Source organism: Lentzea cavernae, assembly GCF_014653695.1.
GTDB lineage: Bacteria > Actinomycetota > Actinomycetes > Mycobacteriales > Pseudonocardiaceae > Lentzea > Lentzea cavernae.
Genome location: NZ_BNAR01000011.1, coordinates 261,308 through 281,302 on the forward strand (window position 1 = coordinate 261,308; position 19,995 = coordinate 281,302).

General features: G+C 69.8%; 15 protein-coding genes. 2 read left to right on the top strand and 13 right to left on the bottom strand.

The window, feature by feature from the left end; translation table 11 throughout:
* Window positions 1-121: 121 nt before the first annotated feature.
* The 3 genes from IE307_RS31750 to IE307_RS31760 form a co-directional block, all read right to left on the bottom strand.
* Window positions 122-853: a LamB/YcsF family protein gene (locus tag IE307_RS31750; protein WP_191303056.1), complete on the bottom strand. Its 732-nt coding sequence runs from the start codon at window positions 851-853 to the stop codon at window positions 122-124.
* Window positions 853-1,629 (bottom strand): CPBP family intramembrane glutamic endopeptidase, encoded by a 777-nt coding sequence (locus IE307_RS31755; RefSeq protein WP_191303057.1) that lies wholly within the window; start codon window positions 1,627-1,629, stop codon window positions 853-855. Before IE307_RS31755 ends, IE307_RS31750 begins: the two co-directional genes overlap by 1 nt.
* A gap of 234 nt (window positions 1,630-1,863) precedes the next feature.
* Window positions 1,864-2,739 carry an RNA polymerase sigma-70 factor gene (locus IE307_RS31760; protein WP_229905253.1) on the bottom strand — a complete coding sequence of 292 codons (876 nt, stop codon included), beginning with the start codon at window positions 2,737-2,739 and terminating at the stop codon, window positions 1,864-1,866.
* Between the two features lie 114 nt (window positions 2,740-2,853).
* Here IE307_RS31760 and IE307_RS31765 point away from each other — a divergent pair, with 114 nt between their 5' ends.
* Entirely contained in the window at window positions 2,854-3,333 is a 480-nt protein-coding gene (locus IE307_RS31765) for a carboxymuconolactone decarboxylase family protein (protein ID WP_191303059.1), read from the top strand.
* A gap of 160 nt (window positions 3,334-3,493) precedes the next feature.
* On the opposite strand, the gene IE307_RS31770 is transcribed toward IE307_RS31765, so the two are convergent.
* On the bottom strand, window positions 3,494-4,549 hold the full coding sequence (locus IE307_RS31770; RefSeq protein ID WP_191303060.1) for an amidohydrolase family protein: 1,056 nt from the start codon (window positions 4,547-4,549) through the stop codon (window positions 3,494-3,496).
* Window positions 4,550-4,551: 2 nt separating this feature from the next.
* Window positions 4,552-6,114, bottom strand: coding sequence for a signal recognition particle protein (ffh, locus tag IE307_RS31775; protein WP_191303061.1), 1,563 nt, complete (start codon window positions 6,112-6,114; stop codon window positions 4,552-4,554).
* Between the two features lie 72 nt (window positions 6,115-6,186).
* Here ffh and IE307_RS31780 point away from each other — a divergent pair, with 72 nt between their 5' ends.
* Window positions 6,187-9,870, top strand: coding sequence for an nSTAND1 domain-containing NTPase (locus IE307_RS31780; RefSeq protein ID WP_191303062.1), 3,684 nt, complete (start codon window positions 6,187-6,189; stop codon window positions 9,868-9,870).
* Here the strand turns inward: IE307_RS31780 and IE307_RS31785 are convergent.
* The 8 genes from IE307_RS31785 to IE307_RS31820 form a co-directional block, all read right to left on the bottom strand.
* Window positions 9,863-10,477, bottom strand: a complete 615-nt coding sequence (locus IE307_RS31785; protein WP_191303063.1) for an HAD family hydrolase — start codon at window positions 10,475-10,477, stop codon at window positions 9,863-9,865. The genes IE307_RS31780 and IE307_RS31785 overlap by 8 nt on opposite strands.
* A complete protein-coding gene (locus IE307_RS31790) occupies window positions 10,474-11,025 on the bottom strand; it encodes an AAA family ATPase (RefSeq protein WP_229905254.1) in 552 nt (183 codons plus the stop codon). Before IE307_RS31790 ends, IE307_RS31785 begins: the two co-directional genes overlap by 4 nt.
* Before the next feature lie 77 nt (window positions 11,026-11,102).
* Window positions 11,103-12,113, bottom strand: a complete 1,011-nt coding sequence (locus IE307_RS31795; protein WP_191303065.1) for a hypothetical protein — start codon at window positions 12,111-12,113, stop codon at window positions 11,103-11,105.
* A 279-nt stretch (window positions 12,114-12,392) separates the two neighbouring features.
* Window positions 12,393-14,717: a [protein-PII] uridylyltransferase gene (locus IE307_RS31800; RefSeq protein ID WP_191303066.1), complete on the bottom strand. Its 2,325-nt coding sequence runs from the start codon at window positions 14,715-14,717 to the stop codon at window positions 12,393-12,395.
* Between the two features lie 17 nt (window positions 14,718-14,734).
* A complete protein-coding gene (locus IE307_RS31805; protein WP_090095448.1) occupies window positions 14,735-15,073 on the bottom strand; it encodes a P-II family nitrogen regulator in 339 nt (112 codons plus the stop codon).
* Entirely contained in the window at window positions 15,070-16,413 is a 1,344-nt protein-coding gene (locus tag IE307_RS31810; protein ID WP_191303067.1) for an ammonium transporter, read from the bottom strand. The genes IE307_RS31805 and IE307_RS31810 overlap by 4 nt, the downstream gene beginning before the upstream one ends.
* Window positions 16,414-16,613: 200 nt before the next feature.
* Entirely contained in the window at window positions 16,614-18,365 is a 1,752-nt protein-coding gene (locus tag IE307_RS31815) for an FtsX-like permease family protein (RefSeq protein ID WP_191303068.1), read from the bottom strand.
* 54 nt (window positions 18,366-18,419) lie between these two features.
* Window positions 18,420-19,955: an alpha/beta fold hydrolase gene (locus IE307_RS31820; RefSeq protein WP_191303069.1), complete on the bottom strand. Its 1,536-nt coding sequence runs from the start codon at window positions 19,953-19,955 to the stop codon at window positions 18,420-18,422.
* Window positions 19,956-19,995: the final 40 nt, after the last annotated feature.

The following is a 19,995-nucleotide window of genomic DNA, read 5'->3' on the forward strand; positions in this document are numbered from 1 at the left end:
CTGGTACTCCTCGAGAGCTCTGTGTTGATGGTTCGCACAGCCGTGGCCCGGGCAGAGGGGCCGACCACGACGGACAGCGGGCAATTGTGCCAGATGGGGGCCGGCGGATCCGAATCGGGTCCTACGCGAACGCTGTCACGGTGCCGAGCGCTTCCCGTACCGCACGTGCGTGCGCCACGGCTCCAGGCGTGTCGCCGTGCACGCACAACGACTCCGCCCGCGTCTTGATCACCGTGCCGTCGACGGCGACGAGCTCGCCCTCGAGCAGCCTGGTGGCGCGTTCGATGATCTGCGCGGTGTCGGTGAGCAGGGCGTTCGGCTGACTGCGCGGGACCAGCGTGCCCTCCGGGGTGTAGCCGCGGTCGGCGAACGCCTCCTGGACGCCCCGCAGACCTGCCCGCGAGGCCTTCTCCAGCAACTGGGAGCCGGGCAGGCCGAGGACCGGCAGGTCCTTGAACGCCTTCACGCCGTTCACGACCGCCTCGGCCTGCTTCTCGTGGTGGACGGTCGCGTTGTAGAGGGCGCCGTGCGGCTTCACGTACACGACCTCGGTGCCTGCTGCTCGCGCACACGCGTCGAGCGCACCGATCTGGTAGAGCACCTCGTCGGCGAGTTCGACCGGGTCGGCGTCGATGAACCGGCGGCCGAACCCGGCGAGGTCGCGGTAGGACACCTGGGCGCCGATCTTCACGCCGTTCTTCGCCGCCTCCTCGCACACCTTGCGCATCGTGGACGGATCGCCGGCGTGGAAGCCGCACGCGACGTTCGCACTGCTGATGACGCCCAGCAACGCGGTGTCGTCGCCGAGCTTCCAGATGCCGAAGCCCTCGCCGAGGTCGCTGTTCAGGTCCATCACATGACCCCGACGGAGACGAGCAGGAGCGTGAGACCGGGCAGGAAGTTGTTCATCACGTGCGCCACGATGCTCGCCCCGAGCCGGCGGGTCAGCAGCCGGGCGATGCCGATCGGGATGGCGATCACGAGCAGCAACGACGTGCGCAGCGGTTCGAAGTGGCCGATCGCGAAGATCACGGTGGTGAGCCCGAACGCGGCCCAGCGGCTCCAGCCCTGGCGTTCGACGGCGCCCCACAGCAGGCCGCGGTAGATGATCTCCTCGCAGATCGGCCCGATGAGGCTGACGTAGAGGAACATCGTGATCGCGGCGGAGAGCGGCAGGTTCGAGCCGGACAGCAGGTCGCCGACCGCGCTCGTGGCGTTCTCCTCGCCGACGACCTTCGCCCAGATCGTGGCCGCGGAGTAGGTGAGGACGAGGCCGAGGATGCCGAGCTTCAGCCCGGTGGCGACGTCCTCCTTGGTCATGCTCAGGCGCAGGTCGATCTTCGGCCCGTTGCCGCGCACGTACGTGATCACGACGGCGGTGCCGGCCGCGAGGACCGTCGGCACGATCGAGCCGACCAGCACCAGCGGCACCGAGTCGAGCAGGCTCACGCCGAACTGCTTCGCGATCGCCGTGATGAACACGGCGCTCAGGATGAACACGGCCTCCACCAGCAGGAAGGCACCGAAGCCCCACCGCTGGCCGACCCGCTCGGGCTCCGGGTTGCGGCTGATGTCCCGCACAGCCTCGATGAAGCCGCGCTTGGGCTTCAGGGATTCCGGCTCGCTCACGCCCTGCAATCTAGTCACGCGGCGGCTGCCGGCGGCGGAACAGCAGGCACTGGCACACTCATGATCAGCCCACCTCGCGATCGACCCGGCCGCCTCAGGATTCGAGATTACTGTGCGGCATCGGCGCAAAACGGACCAAGCACCTGGCCAAAAGATGGTCAGATCGGGTTCCCGCCGAACGTCCTAATGGATCGGCGCGCGAACGCGGGCACTAAACCCCCGCACCGCTGATCATCAGCGGCGCAGGGTCGTCTCCTCGGTCATGTGCGAAAGCTTGGCCGGGTTGCGCACCGCGTACAGACCGCTGATCCGGCCGTTCTCGACGCGCACCGCGATCACGGTGTCGAGCTCGCCGCCGAACCGCACGACCAGCGCCGGACATCCGTTGACCTGAGCGGGTTCCATCTCCCAGCCGCTCACCTTCAGCAGGCCGCCGAGCAGCATGCGCGCCACCTTCGAGGCACCGACCACCGGGCGCGGGACGGCCTGCTTCACGCCGCCGCCGTCGCCGAGGAACACGACGTCCGGGGCCAGCAGGTCGAGCAGGGCCTGGAGATCACCCGTTTCGGTGGCGCGGCGGAAGGCGGCGAGGGCCTCGCGGGAGGCGGCCTGGGTGACGACCTCGCGCGGGCGGCGGGCGGCGACGTGGGAGCGGGCCCGGTGGGCGATCTGGCGGACCGCGGCCGGGTTCTTGCCGACGGCCGTCGCGATCTCGTCGTAGTCGACGTCGAAGACCTCGCGCAGCACGAAGACCGCTCGCTCGGTCGGGGTGAGGGTCTCGAGGACCAGCATCACCGCCATCGAGACGCTGTCGGCGAGTTCGACGTCCTCGGCGACGTCCGGTGTGGTCAGCAACGGCTCCGGGAGCCACGAGCCGACGTAGGACTCCTTGCGGCGGCCCAGCGTGCGCAGCCGGCCGAGGGCCTGGCGGGTGACGATCCTGACCAGGTAGGCGCGGTGGTTGTCGACGGTGCCGTGGTCCACTCCGGCCCAGCGCAGCCACGTCTCCTGCAGCACGTCCTCGGCGTCGGCGGCGGAGCCGAGCATCTCGTAGGCGATCGTGAAGAGCAGGTTGCGGTGGCTGACGAACGACTCGGTAGCGGCCTCCATGGCCATAAGAGACCAGCAGGGCGGGATTTGTGACAGTGGGCTGGATCACAGTCACAAGGAGCGCGGCACCGGCATCTCGTGGTCGTCCAGCAAGTCCACGAGGGAGGAACAGTCATGGAACCGCGCTTCAACCTCTTCGGCACCGAGACCGGCAGCAGGATCGCGAAGCGGTTCGCGGGACTCGGCCAGGCCGTCCACCAGACGTCGCTGCCCACCACCACGGCCGAGCTCGTCAGCCTGCGCGCGAGCCAGTTGAACGGCTGCGGCTTCTGCCTCGACATGCACGTCAAGGAGGCCATCGCGGCGGGCGAGGACCCGCTGCGGCTGCACCTGGTGGCGGGCTGGCGCGAGACCACGGTGTTCACCGAGGCCGAGCAGGCGGCGCTGGCGTTCACCGAGGAGGGCACGGTGCTCACGCGCGACGGCGTGAGCGACGAGACCTGGGCGGCGGTCCGCAAGCACTTCGACGACGAGCAGGTCGCGGCGCTGGTCTGCCTGCTGGGGCTGATCAACGCCGCGAACCGGATGGCCGTGATCACGCGCCAGAAGGGTGGTTCGTACCAGGTCGGCGCGCTGGCCGCGGCGGACGTCTAGGGCCTGTGTCGAAGTCTGGTTCGATGAGAGTCGCGCTTGGGGTGGTTCCTGGTGGTGCGGCCGGATGGCCCGCGTACCGGTGTTGTACGTGGGTCGTCCGGCCGTGCCGCCAGGGGCCGCCCCGGGCCCGGCTGTCGCGGATCAGACTGCGACACAGGCCCTAGTGGATCCGGCCCCTGAGCATGACCATGCGCGGTGATCGGAGGACCTCGAGGTTCTCCCGCGGATCTTCGTCGTAGACGACGATGTCCGCTGCCGCGCCCTCGGTCAGCGACGGGAAGCCGAGCCACTCGCGGGCACCCCACGACGCGGCGCCGATGGCGTCCACGGCGCTCATCCCCACGCCGTGCAGCGCGACGATCTCGTCGACGATGCGGCCGTGCCGGATGCCACCGCCCGCGTCGGTGCCCGCGTAGACCGGCACGCCGGCCTCGATCGCGGACGCCACCGTGGTGGACACGCGGGCGTGCAGGGCGCGCATGTGGTCGGCGTACTTCGGGTACTTGCCGGCCTTCTCGGCGATGCCGGGGAACGTCTCGATGTTGATCAGCGTGGGCACCAGCGCGGTGCCGTTCGCGGCCATCAACGAGATCGTGTCGTCGGTCAGGCCGGTGCCGTGCTCGATGCAGTCGATGCCCGCGCCGATCAGGCCCGGCAGCGCGTCCTCGCCGAAGACGTGGGCGGTGACCTTGGCACCGGCGTCGTGGGCGACCTTGATGGCCTGCGCCAGCTCGTCGTCCGTCCACAGCGGAGCCAGGTCGCCCTCGCCGCGGTCGATCCAGTCGCCGACGAGCTTGACCCAGCCGTCGCCGTACGCGGCCTGCTCGGCCACGGCGGTCACCAGGTCGGACTCGACCTCCACGCTGATGCCGGAGATGTAGCGCTTGGGACGGGCGATGTGCTTGCCCGCGCGGATGATCCGCGGCAGGTCGAGGCGCTCCTGCAACGGCCTGGTGTCGATCGGCGAGCCGCAGTCGCGGATCAGCAACGTGCCCGCGTCGCGGTCCGTGATCGCCTGCTCGACGGCCTCCGGCAGCTCGACGCCGCCCTGCGGGCCCAGGCCGACGTGGCAGTGCGCGTCGACCAGGCCCGGAACCAGGAACCCGCCGTCGACCACGGTCTGCGCGCCCGGCACCGGCTTGGTGCGGACACGGCCGTTGACGACCCACAGGTCTCGCGGTTCGCCGTCCGGCAGGACGACGCCGCGCAGGTGCATGGTCACTTCTTCTTGTCGTCCCCGTCGTCGAACTTGAACTTCGTCGGGTCGAAGCCGGGCGGGAGCTCGTTCATGCTGCCGCCGAGCTTGGACAGGTCGGGCATCCCGCCGGGGGGCATTCCGGGGAACCCGCCGGGCATGCCGCCGGGGAGCATCCCCGGGAAGCCGCCCTTGATCTTGGGGGGCGTGGGGCCGCGTCCGCCCTTGCCCTTCTTCCCCTTCTTGCCCTTGCGGGTCTTGCTGCCGCCACCGCCGCCGAAGCCCATCCGGCCGGCCATCGAGGCCATCATCTTGCGGGCCTCGAAGAAGCGGTTGACCAGGTCGTTGACGTCGCTGACCTTGACGCCCGAGCCGTTCGCGATGCGCAGCCGGCGGGAGCCGTTGATGATCTTGGGGTCGTCGCGCTCGGCCGGGGTCATGCCGCGGATGATCGCCTGGATGCGGTCGAGGTGCTTCTCGTCCAGCTGACCGAGCTGGTCCTTCATCTGACCGGCGCCCGGCAGCATGCCGAGCAGGTTCGCGATGGGACCCATCTTGCGGATGGCGAGCATCTGCTCGAGGAAGTCCTCCAGCGTCAACTGGCCGGAGTGCAGCTTCGCCGCGGCCTTCTCGGCCTGGTCCTGGTCGAAGTGCTGCTCGGCCTGCTCGATCAGGGTGAGGACGTCGCCCATGCCGAGGATGCGCGACGCCATCCGGTCCGGGTGGAAGACGTCGAAGTCCTCGAGCTTCTCACCGTTGGACGCGAAGAGGATCGGCTGGCCGGTGACCTCGCGGACCGACAGCGCGGCACCACCGCGGGCGTCGCCGTCGAGCTTCGTGAGCACGACACCGGTGAAGCCGACACCGTCGCGGAACGCCGTGGCGGTGTTGATCGCGTCCTGACCGACCATGGCGTCGACGACGAACAGGATCTCGTCCGGGTCGACCGCGGCCCGGATGTCGATGGCCTGCTGCATCATCTCTTCGTCGACACCGAGCCGGCCGGCCGTGTCGACGAGGACGATGTCGTGCTGCCGGGCCTTGGCCTCTTCGATGCCGCGGCGCGACACGTCGACGGGGTTGCCCACGCCGTTGCCGGGCTCGGGAGCGAAGACGGGCACGCCCGCGCGCTCACCGACGACCTGGAGCTGCGTGACGGCGTTCGGGCGCTGCAGGTCGGCGGCGACGAGCAGCGGGGTGTGGCCCTGGCCCTTGAGCCACTTGGCCAGCTTGCCCGCGAGCGTCGTCTTACCGGCACCCTGCAGACCCGCCAGCATGATCACCGAGGGCGGGTTCTTGGCGAGGTTCAGCCGCCGCGTCTCGCCGCCGAGGACGTTGACGAGCTCCTCGTTGACGATCTTCACGACCTGCTGCGCCGGGTTCAGCGCCTGGTGGACCTCTGCGCCCTTGGCGCGCTCCTTCACCTTGGCGATGAAGTTGCGCACAACGGGCAGCGCGACGTCGGCCTCGAGCAGGGCGACCCTGATCTCGCGGGCGGTCGCGTCGATGTCGGCGTCGCTGAGCCGGCCCTTGCCGCGAAGGCCCTGGAGAACCGTGGTCAGCCGGTCGGAAAGCGTGGAGAACACGCCTCCCAGACTAGCCGTTCACGTCGTCGCGCCCGGTGTGCCTCCCCAGGCGCGTGATGCAGGATGCTGCGCATGGGGCGAATCTTCCTCAGTTACCACGGTCACGACGAGGGTGACGTCATCGCGCTTTACCTGCGTGACGCCCTTCTGGCCGCGGGCTTCGAGGACGTCCACGCCTACACCGCGCCCGGTTCCGGCCCCGACGTCTCGCTGCCGTGGAAGGACAGTCTGCGCCGCGAACTGCTCGGCGCCGACGCCCTGATCGTCGTCTCCTCACCGGGCTCTTTCTCCGAGTGGTGCATCTGGGAGTCGTCGGTCTTCCGCGAGCGCAAACCGCATTCGCCGTGCATCGAGTTCTTCAGTGCGCGGTCGCAGAACCGTGCGATCCTCAACGACCTGCAGGCCCAACGCGTCGATGCCACCTCTCCAGCCTCGTTGGCCGCCGCCCGCGACACGATGCTGGAGGTGCTCGAACGTGCCGGAGTCAGCAAGGCCGCACCTCTCTCGTCACCCTTCCCCGGCCTGAAGGCGTTCGACGAACACCAGGCCTCTCTCTTCTTCGGACGCGAGGAAGACGTCCAACGCCTCGCCGAACCGTTGCTCGGCCGCCGCTCGCACGGCGCGATGGCGGTCATCGGCCCGTCAGGCGCGGGCAAGTCGTCACTGGTCCGCGCCGGTCTGATCCCGCTGCTGCGCCGCGAGGGCTGGACGATCATCGGCCCGGTGACCCCGTCGCAGGGCGTGCTGCCCCCGATCGAGGGCCCCGGACGCCGGCTGGTGGTGCTCGACCAGGCCGAGGAACTGCTGATGACCGAGTCCTCCGACCTGATCCAGCAACTCGTCGATGCGAGCCGTGGCGGTGCGTGGGTCGTTTACACGGTCCGCGCCGATTTCCTGGACGAGCTGATGCGAAGAGAGGACTTCGCACCTCTCTTGCGCGACGACTTCCTCGTCACGCCGCTCACGAAGGCCGAACTGCCGGTGGTCGTGAACGGCCCGTTGCGCTCCTTCGGCTGGAGTGTCGACGACGCCGCGTTGGGCCTCATCCAGGAGGACGCGAGCCGCGAGTCACTGCCGCTGCTGGCCTTCGCCCTGGAGAACCTGTGGCGTCATGTGAACCCGGACGGCAAGCGCGCTCCGAGGCCGATCACGCGGGCTGAGTACATCGCGTCGGGCCGGGTCATGGACGTCCTGCAACTCCAGGCTGACGAGGCCCTTGCGATGGCCCGTGACCTGGTGCGCAACGACGACGGCTCGTGGCCGTCGGTCCGCGAGGCCGAACACCAGGTGCTGCAGACTCTGCGGCGACTGGTCGCGGTGGACGAGTCGGGCAAGTACACGCGGTGTTCGGTGGCGGCGTCCGACCTCTCGGCGGAGAGCCGGCGGCTGCTCGACCCGTTCATCACCAATCGCGTGCTGACCGCGACGCGGGAAACCGTGGAGGTGGCGCACGAGAGCCTGTTCCTGCACTGGCCGCGATTACGCGAGGAGCTGGAGCGCGACCGTTCGACGTTGCGGGCTCGGCGGGAGGTCGAAGACAGCGCAGCGAAGTCGGAGGACCACCCCGATCAGCTCATCGTGCCGTCCCGCCTGAACCTGCTCCTCGAGATGCTCGTGCCGCCACTCGAAGACGCGCCGTTCGCCAGCTCGTGGGCGAGGCTCGAGAACGCGATGATCGCACTGCGGTTGACCGACCGCGCTCGCCGTCTGCTGGCGAAGTCCTTGCAGCACAAAGCCGATGAAGAGGCCAGGAGATCGCGGCTGCTCAGTCCGGCGGACGCGCTCAACGAGATGGTCAGTGACGATCTCGCCCTCCGGCTGCTCGGCGCGCCCGACCTGACCAACTGGCGGCAGAGCCTCCTGTGGGCGATGTCCTCGACCCACCTGCTGCGCTCGATCACCGGCCCCGGCGCCGGCATCCAGGGCGTCGACTGGTCTCACGACGACACGCGGCTGGTGACCGGCTCGGACGACGGGGTGGTCCGCGTGTGGGACGCGGTCAGCGGCGAATGCCTCCAGGCGTTCCAGCACGGCGACGGTTCCAGCGGTGTCCAGGCGGTGGCCTGGTCCCCCGCCGACGAGATCATCGCCTCGGTGGCCGCCGACGGCGCGCTGCGGCTGTGGTCGCTGCGGGAGAACCGGGAGGTTCGATCCGCACAGGTACCGGCTCGACCCCTGGTCGTGCGGTTCGACGCGGAGGGCGGGCGCGTGCTCGTCGCCAGCGCGACCGGGGGCATCGTCGTCCTGGACGTCCGGGGTGACGACGTCCAGCCGATCAGCGGGCACCAGCCGTCGGACAAGACCGGAAACCCCGTTCTGCTGTGCGACGCCGACATCTCCTCGGACGGCCGGTGGACGGCGGCGGCCAGAGCCGACGGCCGCGTCGACATCTCGTTGACGGCAGGTGATCCGGCACAGCGGCCCGAGAAGCGCGTACCGACCCAGTCACCTCTCCGCTCGTTCCGGTTCCACCCGGTGGACGCGGAGATCTTCGCGAGCGGCGACTCGGACTTCGACGCCCACCTGCACCACTCCGACCGCACTCGCGCGCTCATGGGGCACACCGGCGAGGTGCGCGGGGTGGCCTGGTCCCCGGAAGGCACCAGGCTCGCCACCGCCTCCGAGGACGGGACCACTCGGATCTGGGACGCGGTCACCGGTGACGAGGTCCTGCGACTGAGCGGCCATCCGCGCGGTGTGCGCGACATGGCCTGGTCACGTCGTGGAGACAGGCTTTCGACGGTGTCCGACGACGGCCTGCACAGGGTGTGGAAGGTGGGTTCGGATCCCGACTACAGATGGTTCGGCACTCGGGAGCCAGTGCGCGCGCTGGCGTGGAATTCGGCCGAACACGAGTTGACGGTGGGCCGAGCAGCCAGGTCCGACGACACGAGGACACCTGCCCATTGGACCCTCGAAGTGAGCCGGCGGGACGTGAAGTTCGTCGACGCCCCGGAACCGACAGCACTCGCCTGGACACCGGACGGCCGTGTGCTCGCGACGGGCACTGCCCGCGGTGCGGTCCTGCTGGGAACGGGCCACCGAGAACTCACCAGGTCGACGGACGACGCGGACGGCGTGGCGGACTTGAGCTGGTCCTGCGACGGATCGCTGCTGGCGGTCGCTTCCCAAGACCGCAAACGCTCGCTTCCCAGGATCTTCGACGCCGCAGGCAACCGGGTGACCCCTGGGAGCTGGCGTCGTCACTCGGGATTTCTCAATGCGGTCTCGTGGCACCCGCACGAGCAGATCGTGGCGATAGCCGATGACGACAACACGATCACGGTGAACTCGTTGGACCGCACGTTGTGTCACCTGCGCATCAACAAGCGGTTCACCAGCCTCGCCTGGCATCCGGACGGCAAGCTGCTGGCAGCGGGGTGCACGGACGCGACCGTGTGCCTGTTGCACCTGTCGGACGAACTCGAAGAGAGATCGCAGCTGTCGGGGCACCGAGGCCAGATCAACGCCGTCGCGTGGTCCCCCAACGGCAAGAACCTCCTCACCGCGTCCGACGACCGGACCGCACGCGTCTGGGATCCGGAGACCGGAGGACAGCGCACCGCGCTCATCGGGCACAGCATGGCCGTGACCGCGGCGCTGTGGTCCTCCGACGGCCTGGCCGTCACCGGGTCGGCCGACCGCACGGTCCGGTTCTGGGACACGACGGACGGGGACACCCATCCGCTGTCCGGCACGGCGATGAGCGGTGACCTGGCCGACCTCATCAGAGAGGCGCGGCTGCGGATCAGCTGATCCCGTGCCGCGCCAACGCCTCCAGCAGCACCGGCTCGCGACGCCCGACCGGCGCCGTCGAGATCTGCTCGAACCGCAACCCCGCCGACACCGCGGCGCCGTCGGTCACCGGGTCGGCGCCGACGTACAAGCACTCGGACGGAGCGACGTCCAGCCGCACGCAGGCGGCGTCGAAGGCCCGCGCGGAGGGCTTGGAGAAGCCGATCTCGTAGGACAGCGCGAAGGCGTCGACCGCCAGCGACTCGCGCTGGAACAGCGAGCGGACGTCCCACGAGATGTTGCTCAGGACCCCGACCTTCAACGGGCGGGCGGCCGCCAGGGCCGCGGCCGTGTCGGCATACGGCAGCCAGAACGCCGGGTTGTGCAGGCGCTGGAAGAGGTCGTCGGTCATCGTGAGCCCTGCCAGGCGGAACAGGGTCCAGTGGGCGGAGCGGTCGGCGAGCGCGGTGAGGTCGCGGGCGTCCCAGACGGCGCGCTCGGCGGCGTTCATCCGCGCCACGAACGGCGCCGGGGCGCGCAGCACGGAGAGGTGCCGCTGCGGGAACCATTGGTAGGTGGGGCGCCCGAAGAGGGTGCCGGCGAAGTCGAAGAGGACGGCCTTGATCACGACACCATGATGCGCAGACCACCCGAGGTCCCCGCACGGGTGAGGAGCGTCACGCCGCTGAATCCGAACGGGACCCAGCCCGCCTCGAACTGGGCGCGCATGGACGAGCCACGGCGGACGTGGCGTTCGAAGGCGTGGGTGCGGACGACGCGCTTGCGGGCGATCTGGCCGTCGAGGGCCTGGGCCGCCGAGGCGTCGAGCCACAGGAAGTGGCGGGAACGCCCCGACAGCAGGCCGGCGAGCACCAGCATGAAGCGCGTGCCGGGCCTGGTGGACGGCTCGTGGACGACCAGCAGGCCGCGGCTGAACAGCGCTGCCCAGAAGACGCGCATCCGGTGCGTGAGGTGCACGAACACGCGCCAGTACTTGTACGGGAGCGGCACTCGCGGTTCGAGCCACGAGCGCACCTGGTCGGAGTCGAGGACGATGACCGGTTCGTCCGCGTCCAGACGCGTGAGCAGCGTCGTCTTGCCCGCGCCGGGGATTCCGGCGAGGACGACGAGCGAGCGCGGCCGCACTCGGACGGTGGCGATTTGCGTGTTCAACACGGCGGTCATGTCCTAGAAGACGTCTTGACCATCCTTCTCGTTCAGTTTGGTCCGATTTCGGCCGGAATGCACGGGGTTCAGCGCCACACGACCGCGCGGTAGGTGCCGTTGGCGAAGCTCGCGACGCCGATGACCTGCCCGACCTCGCTCAGACCGGTCACGGAGTGACGTGCGGCACCGGACAGCGACGGCAACGACGTCCGCGTGCCGCTCTGGTCCCACTTGGCGGCCCCGGTGCCGACGGTGCCCGCGACGACGCCGGAGTTGTTGACCTCGTTCGCGCTCGACGGCGCGGGCGCCAGCGCCTCCACGCCGCCGGTGAAGACGTCCCACCGGGTGGCCTGCGAGGAGATTTCGCCGACTGCGGACCCGTTGTCGCTGATGTCGAACGGGCGCGCGCCGGCGCCCAGCTGCGTCTTGCCGTTGCGCAGCCACAGCACGCCGTTGCCGCCGACGGTGCCGGTCGCCTCGCCGAGCTCGTTGGCGCCGAGGAGCGTTCCCGCGTCCAGCACGGTCCGCACGCCCGACGGGTTCCACCGGACCACGTCGTTGCCGCTCGTCCCGACGACGGTGCCGCCGGCGGTCACGTGCTGCGCGCTGCCCGCGCCCAGGACGGTGGCCTCACCCCACGAGGTCCACAGCACGGCCTGGCTCACGCCGTTGATGGTGGCGGCGCCGGCGACCGTGCCGGAGTCGTTGACGTCGTAGGCGACGGAGCTGGTCGCGCCCGGCACCGCCAACTGCACCAGCTGACCGGAGAACGTCCACTTCACCGCCTGCGTCTGGTTGGCGGCGGTCACGGCGTATCCGGCGACGACGTAGTCGCGGTTGATCGCCGTCGCGGCGGAGCCGAACCCGAGGTCCGGGAGTTGCCTGATGGCCTCGAACCGGTCCCACCGCACGGCGCGCTGCGAGGTGCCCGTGCCGTAGGAGACACCGGCGACCGAGCCGGAGTCGTTGACGTCGACGGCGGTGCTCCTGAGATCACCCGGCAACGTGCCGAGGTCCTCGACGGCGAGCGGAGCCGCCTGGGCGGTGGCGGGAATGATCAGGGCCGCGACGACGGCGGCCACCACTGCGGTTCTCAACGTTCTTCCTCCCCAGTCAGAACAACGAGAACTCGACCTTGCCCAGGCCCGGTGGAGGTTGTCCAGGAACCTGTCTCGTTGTCACGCGAGGAGGAATCGGCGGTGGTGCGGGTGCGCGGAACCTCCCCCGGCACCGTCACCTCGCACCACCGCTTCTGCCCGTCCGGGAAGCGGTCCACCCCTCGAGGACGCTTTCCGGACACCACGAAGACTGCCGGTTCCCGGAGGCGCGCAGGAGCGTGAGCACCCGGAGAGGTTGTGCGTAGTGCTACTCAACCTCTACCTGGCCGCGTCCAGCACCGCCCGTTCGATCCGGCGCCGGTCGAGGTCGGCGCACGCGATGCTGAACGAGTCGACGACCGTCGCGCCCAACGTGGACACGCGCGCCCACTGCACGTCGGCACCGCACTGCTCCAACGCTCCGGCCACGCGGTGCAGCAGTCCGATCCGGTCTGCGGCGCGCAGTTCGAGCACCACCGCGCCGGTCGCCTCGTCGTCGAACCAGAGCACGCGCGCGGGCGGCGGGTCGATCGGCGGGCCGCCGTAGTCGCGTTCCTTGGCGGCGAGCTTGTCGGCCAGCGGCAACGAGCCCTCGATCGTCCTGGACAGCTGTTCGCGCAGCAGGGAGGCGTCCGGCAGCGAGCCGAACCGCGGCGAGACCGTGAACGCGTCCACGGTCGCGCCACCGTGCGAGCGCAACGTCGCCGCGTGGACCTCCAGCGAGTTCAGCGCGAGCACCCCGGCTGCCTTGGACAGCAGGCCGGGACGGTCCGGCGCGATCACGGTCACGACCGCCACGTGGTCCTGCTTCTCCAGCAGCACGTCCGGTTTTCCCGACGCCGCAACGCGTTCCGCCATCGCCACGTGAACGGGGTCGAGCGGTTCGGGCTTGGGCAACGCCTCCCCCGCCATCGCGGTGCGGCAGCGGGCGACCAGGTCGGCCATCAGCGCGGCCTTCCAGTCCGTCCACACACCAGGCCCGGTCGCGATGGAGTCCGACTCCGCCAGCGCGTGCAGCAGTTCCAGCAGGACCGCGTCACCGCCGAGCGTCTCCACCACGCGGTGCACGGTCGCCTCGTCCTCGACGTCGCGCCGGGTCGCGGTGTGCGGCAGCAGGAGGTGGTGGCGCACCATCGCGGACAGCGTCTCGACGTCCTGCGGCCACAAGCCGATCCGTTCGCCGATCTGGGTCGCGAGCGCGGCGCCCACCTCGGAGTGGTCCTGCTGCCGGCCCTTGCCGATGTCGTGGATCAACGCGCCCAGCAGCAACAGGTCCGGTCGCGACACCGTGGTCGCGAGCCGGGCCGCGTGCGCGACCGTCTGCACCAGATGCCGGTCCACCGTCCACATGTGCGCGGCGTCGCGCGGCGGCAGATCGCGCACCGCGCCCCACTCCGGGAACAGCCGTCCCCACAAGTCCGTGCGGTCCAACGCTTCCACGACGTCCACGAGCCCGCTTCCGCTGCCCAGCAACGCCAGCAGCTCCTCGCGGGCCTCGCGCGGCCACGGCTGGCGCAGCTCCGGCGCCGAGTCCGCGAGCCTGGACAACGTTCCGGTCGCGATCGGGTGCTTGCTGCGTGCCGCCGCCGTCGCGACACGCAACAACAACGCCGGATCACGGCTGGGGATCGCGTCACGGGCGAGCGAGACCTCAGACCCGTGCAGCACAACGCCTTCGTCCAACGGCCTGCGCGGCGGCTGTCCCCTCAGGAACGCGCCGAGGCCGCGTTTCGGAGCTGCGGCACGAGCGGCCCGCATGGCCACGTCGAACGCGTAGACGACCGTCCGTGCGGCGGAGGAAAGTGAACGGGCCAAAGCGAAGCGGTCGGCCAGCCCCAGCGCGGAGGCCACCTCGTCACCGTCCTGCGCCCGCAGCACGTCCCGGGGTTTCCTCGCCACGCGGCGGAGTTCGGTGCGCACGTCCAGCAGCAGCCGGCGCGCCTCACCGACGTCGGCGGAGGGCCGGTCCACCAGTTGCGCGAGCGACAGCGCGTCCAGGATCGTGAGGTCCCGCAGTCCGCCGCGGCCGTGCTTCAGGTCGGGTTCGACGCGGTGGGCGATCTCGCCGCTGCGGGCCCAGCGCTTCTGCGACGACTCGGCGATCTCGTCGAGCCGGTTGCGGACGTTGCCGCGCCACGCCTGCCGTGCGCCGTCCGCGAGCTTCTGCGTGACCTCCACGTCGCCGGCGACGTGCCGGACGTCCAGCAGTCCCAGCGCCGTTCGCAGGTCACCGGCGGCGACCCGGAGCGCCTCCCCGACCGTGCGGACGGAGTGGTCGAGCCCGATGCCGGAGTTCCACAGGGGGTACCAGAGCTTTTCTGCGATCTCGTCGACGTTCTTGACGCCGTTGTGGACGAGGACCAGGTCGAGGTCTGAGTAGGGCACGAGCTCGCGCCGCCCCAGCCCGCCGACCGCCACGAGCGCGATACCCGGTCCGGATACCCCCGCTCCCCCCGCGTGTTTGGTGAGCCAGAACTCGTGCAGGTCCACGAGTGCCTCGCGCAGCGGTTCGGCGGCCAAGCGACGACGACCTGGCACGAGCAGCCTTTCGCGTGCTCGCACCAGGTCGTCAGCCGTGACGACGGCCGTTTCGTTGTTCTCCACGGGCCGTCTCCTATTGGTTAAAGCGCATCCGATCCGCGTTCGCCCGTGCGCACGCGCACGACCGTCTCGACCGGAGTGACCCAGACCTTCCCGTCGCCGATCTTGCCGGTGCGGGCGGCCTCGACGACCGCTTCCAGCACCTTGTCGACGGCGGTGTCGTCGATGACGACCTCGATCTTGATCTTGGGCACGAAGTCCACCGAGTACTCGGCGCCGCGGTAGACCTCGGTGTGGCCCTTCTGGCGGCCGTAGCCCTGCACCTCGCTGACGGTCATGCCCAGCACCCCGAGCTGTTCCAGGGAGCTCTTCACGTCGTCGAGCGTGAACGGCTTGATGATCGCGGTGACCAGCTTCATTTCTTGTTGCTCCCCTCGAGGACCGCGGTCGCGCCCGCGGCCACGCTCGGCTTGCCGGTGCCCCGCGCACTGGTGAGGCTGCCGTACTCGTAGGCGCGCTCAGCGTGCTCGGACTCGTCGATGCTCGCGACCTCGGCCTCTTCCGTGGCGCGGAAGCCGACGGTGAACTTCACCAGGTAACCGAGGGCGAGGCTCAGCACGAACGAGTAGCCGAGCACCGCGAACGCGCCGACCGCCTGGCGCCACAGCTGGTCGAAGCCGCCGCCGTAGAACAGGCCGTTGATCTTGGCCGGAGCGGCCTCGCTGGCGAAGAAGCCGATCAGGATCGTGCCGGACAGACCACCGACGAGGTGCACGCCGACGACGTCGAGCGAGTCGTCGAAGCCGAAGCGGTACTTGAGCGACACGGCCAGGGCGCACAGGACACCGGTGATCGCGCCGATCGCGATGGCGCCGATCGGCGTGACGGCCGAACAGGCGGGCGTGATGGCGACCAGACCGGCGATGACGCCCGACGCGGCGCCGAGCGTGGTGGCCTTGCCGTCGCGGATGCGCTCGGTCAGCAGCCAGCCGAGCATCGCGGCGCAGGTGGCGACGATGGTGTTGACGAACGTGACGCCCGCGGTGCCGTTGGCGCCCAGGGCGGAACCGGCGTTGAACCCGAACCAGCCGAACCACAGCAGACCGGCGCCGAGCACGACCAGCGGCAGGCTGTGCGGCTTCATGGGCTCCTTGGGCCAGCCGACGCGCTTGCCGAGGACGATCGCGAGGGCGAGACCCGCCGCACCGGCGTTGATGTGCACCGCCGTGCCGCCCGCGAAGTCGATCGCGAGGAGCTTGTTGGCGATCCAGCCGCCGGGGTCGATGACGTTGCCGGCCTCGTCCTTGCCGTCGAAGTCGAACACCCAGTGCGCGACCGGGAAGTAGACGATCGTGGCCCAGAGACCCGCGAACAGCAGCCACGGGCCGAAACGGGCGCGGTCGGCGATGGCGCCGGAGATCAGCGCGACCGTGATGATCGCGAACATCGCCTGGAACGCCACGAACACCGTGCTCGGGATCTTGCCGAACAACGAGTCGGCGGCCAGCAGCCCGTCGAGGCCGAAGAACTCGAACGGCTTACCGAGCAGGCCTCCGCCGACGTCCCCGCCGAATGCCATCGAGTACCCGAACAGCACCCACAGGACACCGACCACGGCCATGGCGCCCAGGCTCATCATCATCATGTTGAGCACGCTCTTCGAACGGACCATGCCCCCGTAGAAGAAGGCGAGGCCCGGCGTCATCAGCAGCACCAATGCGGCGCTGGTGAGCACCCAGGCGGTGTCCCCTGTATCCACTTCGACCTCCACTGCACGTCGGTTGCAGGGAGCATCGAGATGTCCTGTTTCACCGGGCCGCGTGGAACGTTTCGCGGAGGTGAACTGTGGGGTGAACGTTGTTACGTCCGCGTTTCGCGGCGTTCACGGGACCGATTCGGGCACCTCACGGCCTCGGAACGGTCACGGGAAGTAGCCGGCGCCGTCCACCGATGCGGTGATCACGCGGACGTTCCGGGGCGGATGGCGTCGATTCCCGAGGCCCGCTCCAGCACGGCCAGCGGGGTCGCGGCGACCAGCAACGCCACGGCCAGCCCGGACGCCACGACGGCGGCGAACCCCGGCGTCGGCAGCGGTCCCTTCGTCGCGACCAGCGTGAGCACGCCCAGCGCCACGCCGAGCCCGGTCATCGCCACCAGCGGCACGCCCGTCTCCAGCACCACGACCCGCCGCAACTGACCGAGCGTCGTGCCGCTCGCCCTCAGCAGCGCGAACGAGCGCCGCCGTTCGAGCACTCCGCCGGCCGCGCCCGCCGCCACGCCGCATCCCGCGACCACCACGACGATCGTGACGGCGAAGTGGACGGCGGACTCGACGTCGTCCCACAGCCGCCGCTCGCGCAGCACGAACTCGCGGCGGGTGTTGATGATGGCGTTCGGCGAGGCGATCGCCTCGCGCGTGCGGATGCGTTCCTCGTCCGCCATCGTGCCGTCGCTGACGATCTCGCGGTCGCGGCCGTCGAACACGGTCACCACGCCGGGCGGGATGCCGGTGCCGGGCAGGTCGCCGTACGCGCTGACCAGGCCGCTCAGGTACGTCGCCGCGAAGGCCGCGAACACCAGGGCGCTCGCCGCCCGGAACGACGCTTTCGGGTCGTGCTCGATCCGCCGTGCCGCCAGTGCGGTCGTGGCGCTGCGAGCCCTCGCCAGCAGCCGTCCGACCTGCAAGCACACCCACGGGCCAACGACGAGGGCGCCCACCACGGTCGAGATCACGAACAGCGCGGCCAGCTCGTCGAAACCGGCCGCCGAGGTGTACGTGACCAGGAACAACCCGCCGATCCCCACCGCCAGAGGCAACGCGCGCACTGCGGTGGGCAGCTTGGAGGCGTTGCGGCGCAACGGGAACACGGAGACGAGAACGGCGAGCAGCGGCACGAGGACCAGCGCGGCCAGCGGCGCCCGCACGTCGGCGGCGTGGAACGGAAAGCCTTCGTAGGTGACCGAAGAAGCGAGCACGCGGCGCAGCCCCTCGTAGGCGAGCCAGCCCGCGAACGTCCCCGCCAGAGCCGCGATCCCGGACTCCACCGCCGCGATCGCCGCCGTCTGCGACCGGGTGGCGCCCACCAACCTCAACGCGGCCAGGCGCCGCTCCCGCTGGGCCGCGGCGATCCTGCTCGCCATCACGACGAACACCGCGACGGGAACGAGCAGCACCAGCGCCGCGATCCCGACGATGATCCGGGCGAACGCGAAGAACGCGTGGTCGGGCGAGGTGGCGATGCCGGCCGCCGTGAACATTCCGGGCACCTCGCCGCCCACGACGGCGATGAGCTGCTCGGGGTGCGACAGCAGGTCCACCGGGATCGTCCCGGTGACCTCACCCGGAAAGCGGTCGTCGAGCTGATCGTCCGGAGTGGACGCGAACAACCGCTGCATCGCCGGCGAGGCGACGACTTCGCCGGCCCGGGGCAGCGGGAAGCCCGGCGAGGGCGAGTCAGGCCCGGCGACGACGTGGATCCGCAGCACCTGCTCGCCGTGGAAGTGGTCGGTGACGGCCAGCCACCGCACGGAGCCGGTACCGGGCGTGTCCGCGCGGGTGTACTGCCACGCCGAACGATCAGAACGGCCCTGCAGCGCGCTTTGGGCCGTGAGGCAGAGCATCAACACAGTGACACCAACGGCCACACCGAAGGCCGTGAACGCGAACCGCGCCCACGCACCCTTCCCGCGAGGCCACCACAGGCCAGCCATGGGGCAGCACTATACCCCCGGCGTATACACCGGGGGTATAGATGGTGACCTGCGTCAGCGGAGCGAGAACGGGCCCGCCGGGACCCGCGGCCTCGCCGACTGGACCGAGGCCTGCTCCACCGGCTCGACAGCGGCGCAGGACGTGCCGTTGCGAGGCAGCTTCAGCGAGACCAGGTACTCGTTGTTGATCTTCAGCGTGCACTCGCTGCGGTCGTAGACGCCGTGGCCCCAGCCTTCGTAGGTCACGAAGACGGTGGTGTCACGGGACTGGCGGTGTGCGTTGACCGCCCACTCGTAGGCCGTCGCCGGGTCGTGCTTGGCGTTGGTGAGCAGGATCTTCGGCGAGTTCTTGATCTTCAGCGTGCGCTGCGGGTTCGTGGCCTTCGGGAACCCGACGCAGCCCATCATGGCGCCGTGGCCGAGCGAGGAGCCGCGGGTGTTCGGCGCGATCCGGTACTCCGACTTCACCAGCGACTGGTACTCGCCCCACGAGCTCACGCGCAGGTTGTAGTCGTTGCAGAAGATGCCGGGGAACGGGTTGTCGAACGTCTCCTCGGCCGCGAAGGCCGAGAACGCCGACTTCGGGGCCTGCAGGCCGTCGATGATCTGCTTGATCTGGTCGGCGAAGCCCTTCCAGTTCGGCCCGTAGGCCATGCTGGTCACACCGCCACCGAGGTCCTCCGGCGTCAGCTTGACGGCCGGGTCCCAGGGAGCGGGCACCTCACCGCGTTCCGCCTTGGCCAGCAGGTCCTTCCAGATCTTGCGGAGGTCCTGGCCGTGGAACGGCGACGAGGCCGAGCGGTCGTTCCACTTGATCCACTCGTCGAACGAGTCCTCGGCCGTGCGCGCCTCGGAGTCGAGGAACTGCTTGGTGCCGAGGCTGTGGTCCATGTTGGAGTCGATGATCATGGCGCGGATGTTCTTGCCGAAGCGCTCCGCGTAGTGCTGACCCATGATGGTGCCGTACGAGATGCCGTAATAGTTGATCTTCTTCTCGCCCAGGGCGCGGCGGATGGCGTCGATGTCCTGCGCCACCTCCGCGGTCGAGGCGTTGTCGAAGATCGCGCCGGACTGCTTGCGGCAGTCCTCGCGCAGCGCCTTGTTGTACGTGACCAGGGCGTCGAACTCGGCCTTGCTCTTCGGGTGGACCGACGGCTGCTTCTGCAGCAGCTCCGCCGAGCACTTGATCGGCGCGCTGCGCGCGACACCGCGCGGGTCGAACCCGATGATGTCGAACTTGTCGACGATCTCCTTGCTGAAGTAGCCGTCGGCGCCGAACGAGAAGTCGACACCCGACCCGCCCGGTCCGCCGGGGTTGATCACCATCGCGCCGATGCGCTGCGACGGGTCGTTCGCCTTGCGGCGCGACACGGCCAGCTGGAACTTCTCGCCTCTCGGCTTCGCGTAGTCGACCGGCAGTTCGAGGAAGCCGCACTCGACCGTCGGCACCTCTTCACACGGCTTCCAGTCGACCGCGCCCACCTTGTACTCCGGCTGCCCTTCCGGAGCCGCGATCGCGACCTGACTCGCACCTAGTACCAATGCAGAACTCGCGAGCGCGGCACCGAAGACGCGCACCATCGGTTGCATGGAACTCCTCCCTAGATCCCCGAACTTGCGGGAGGAACGC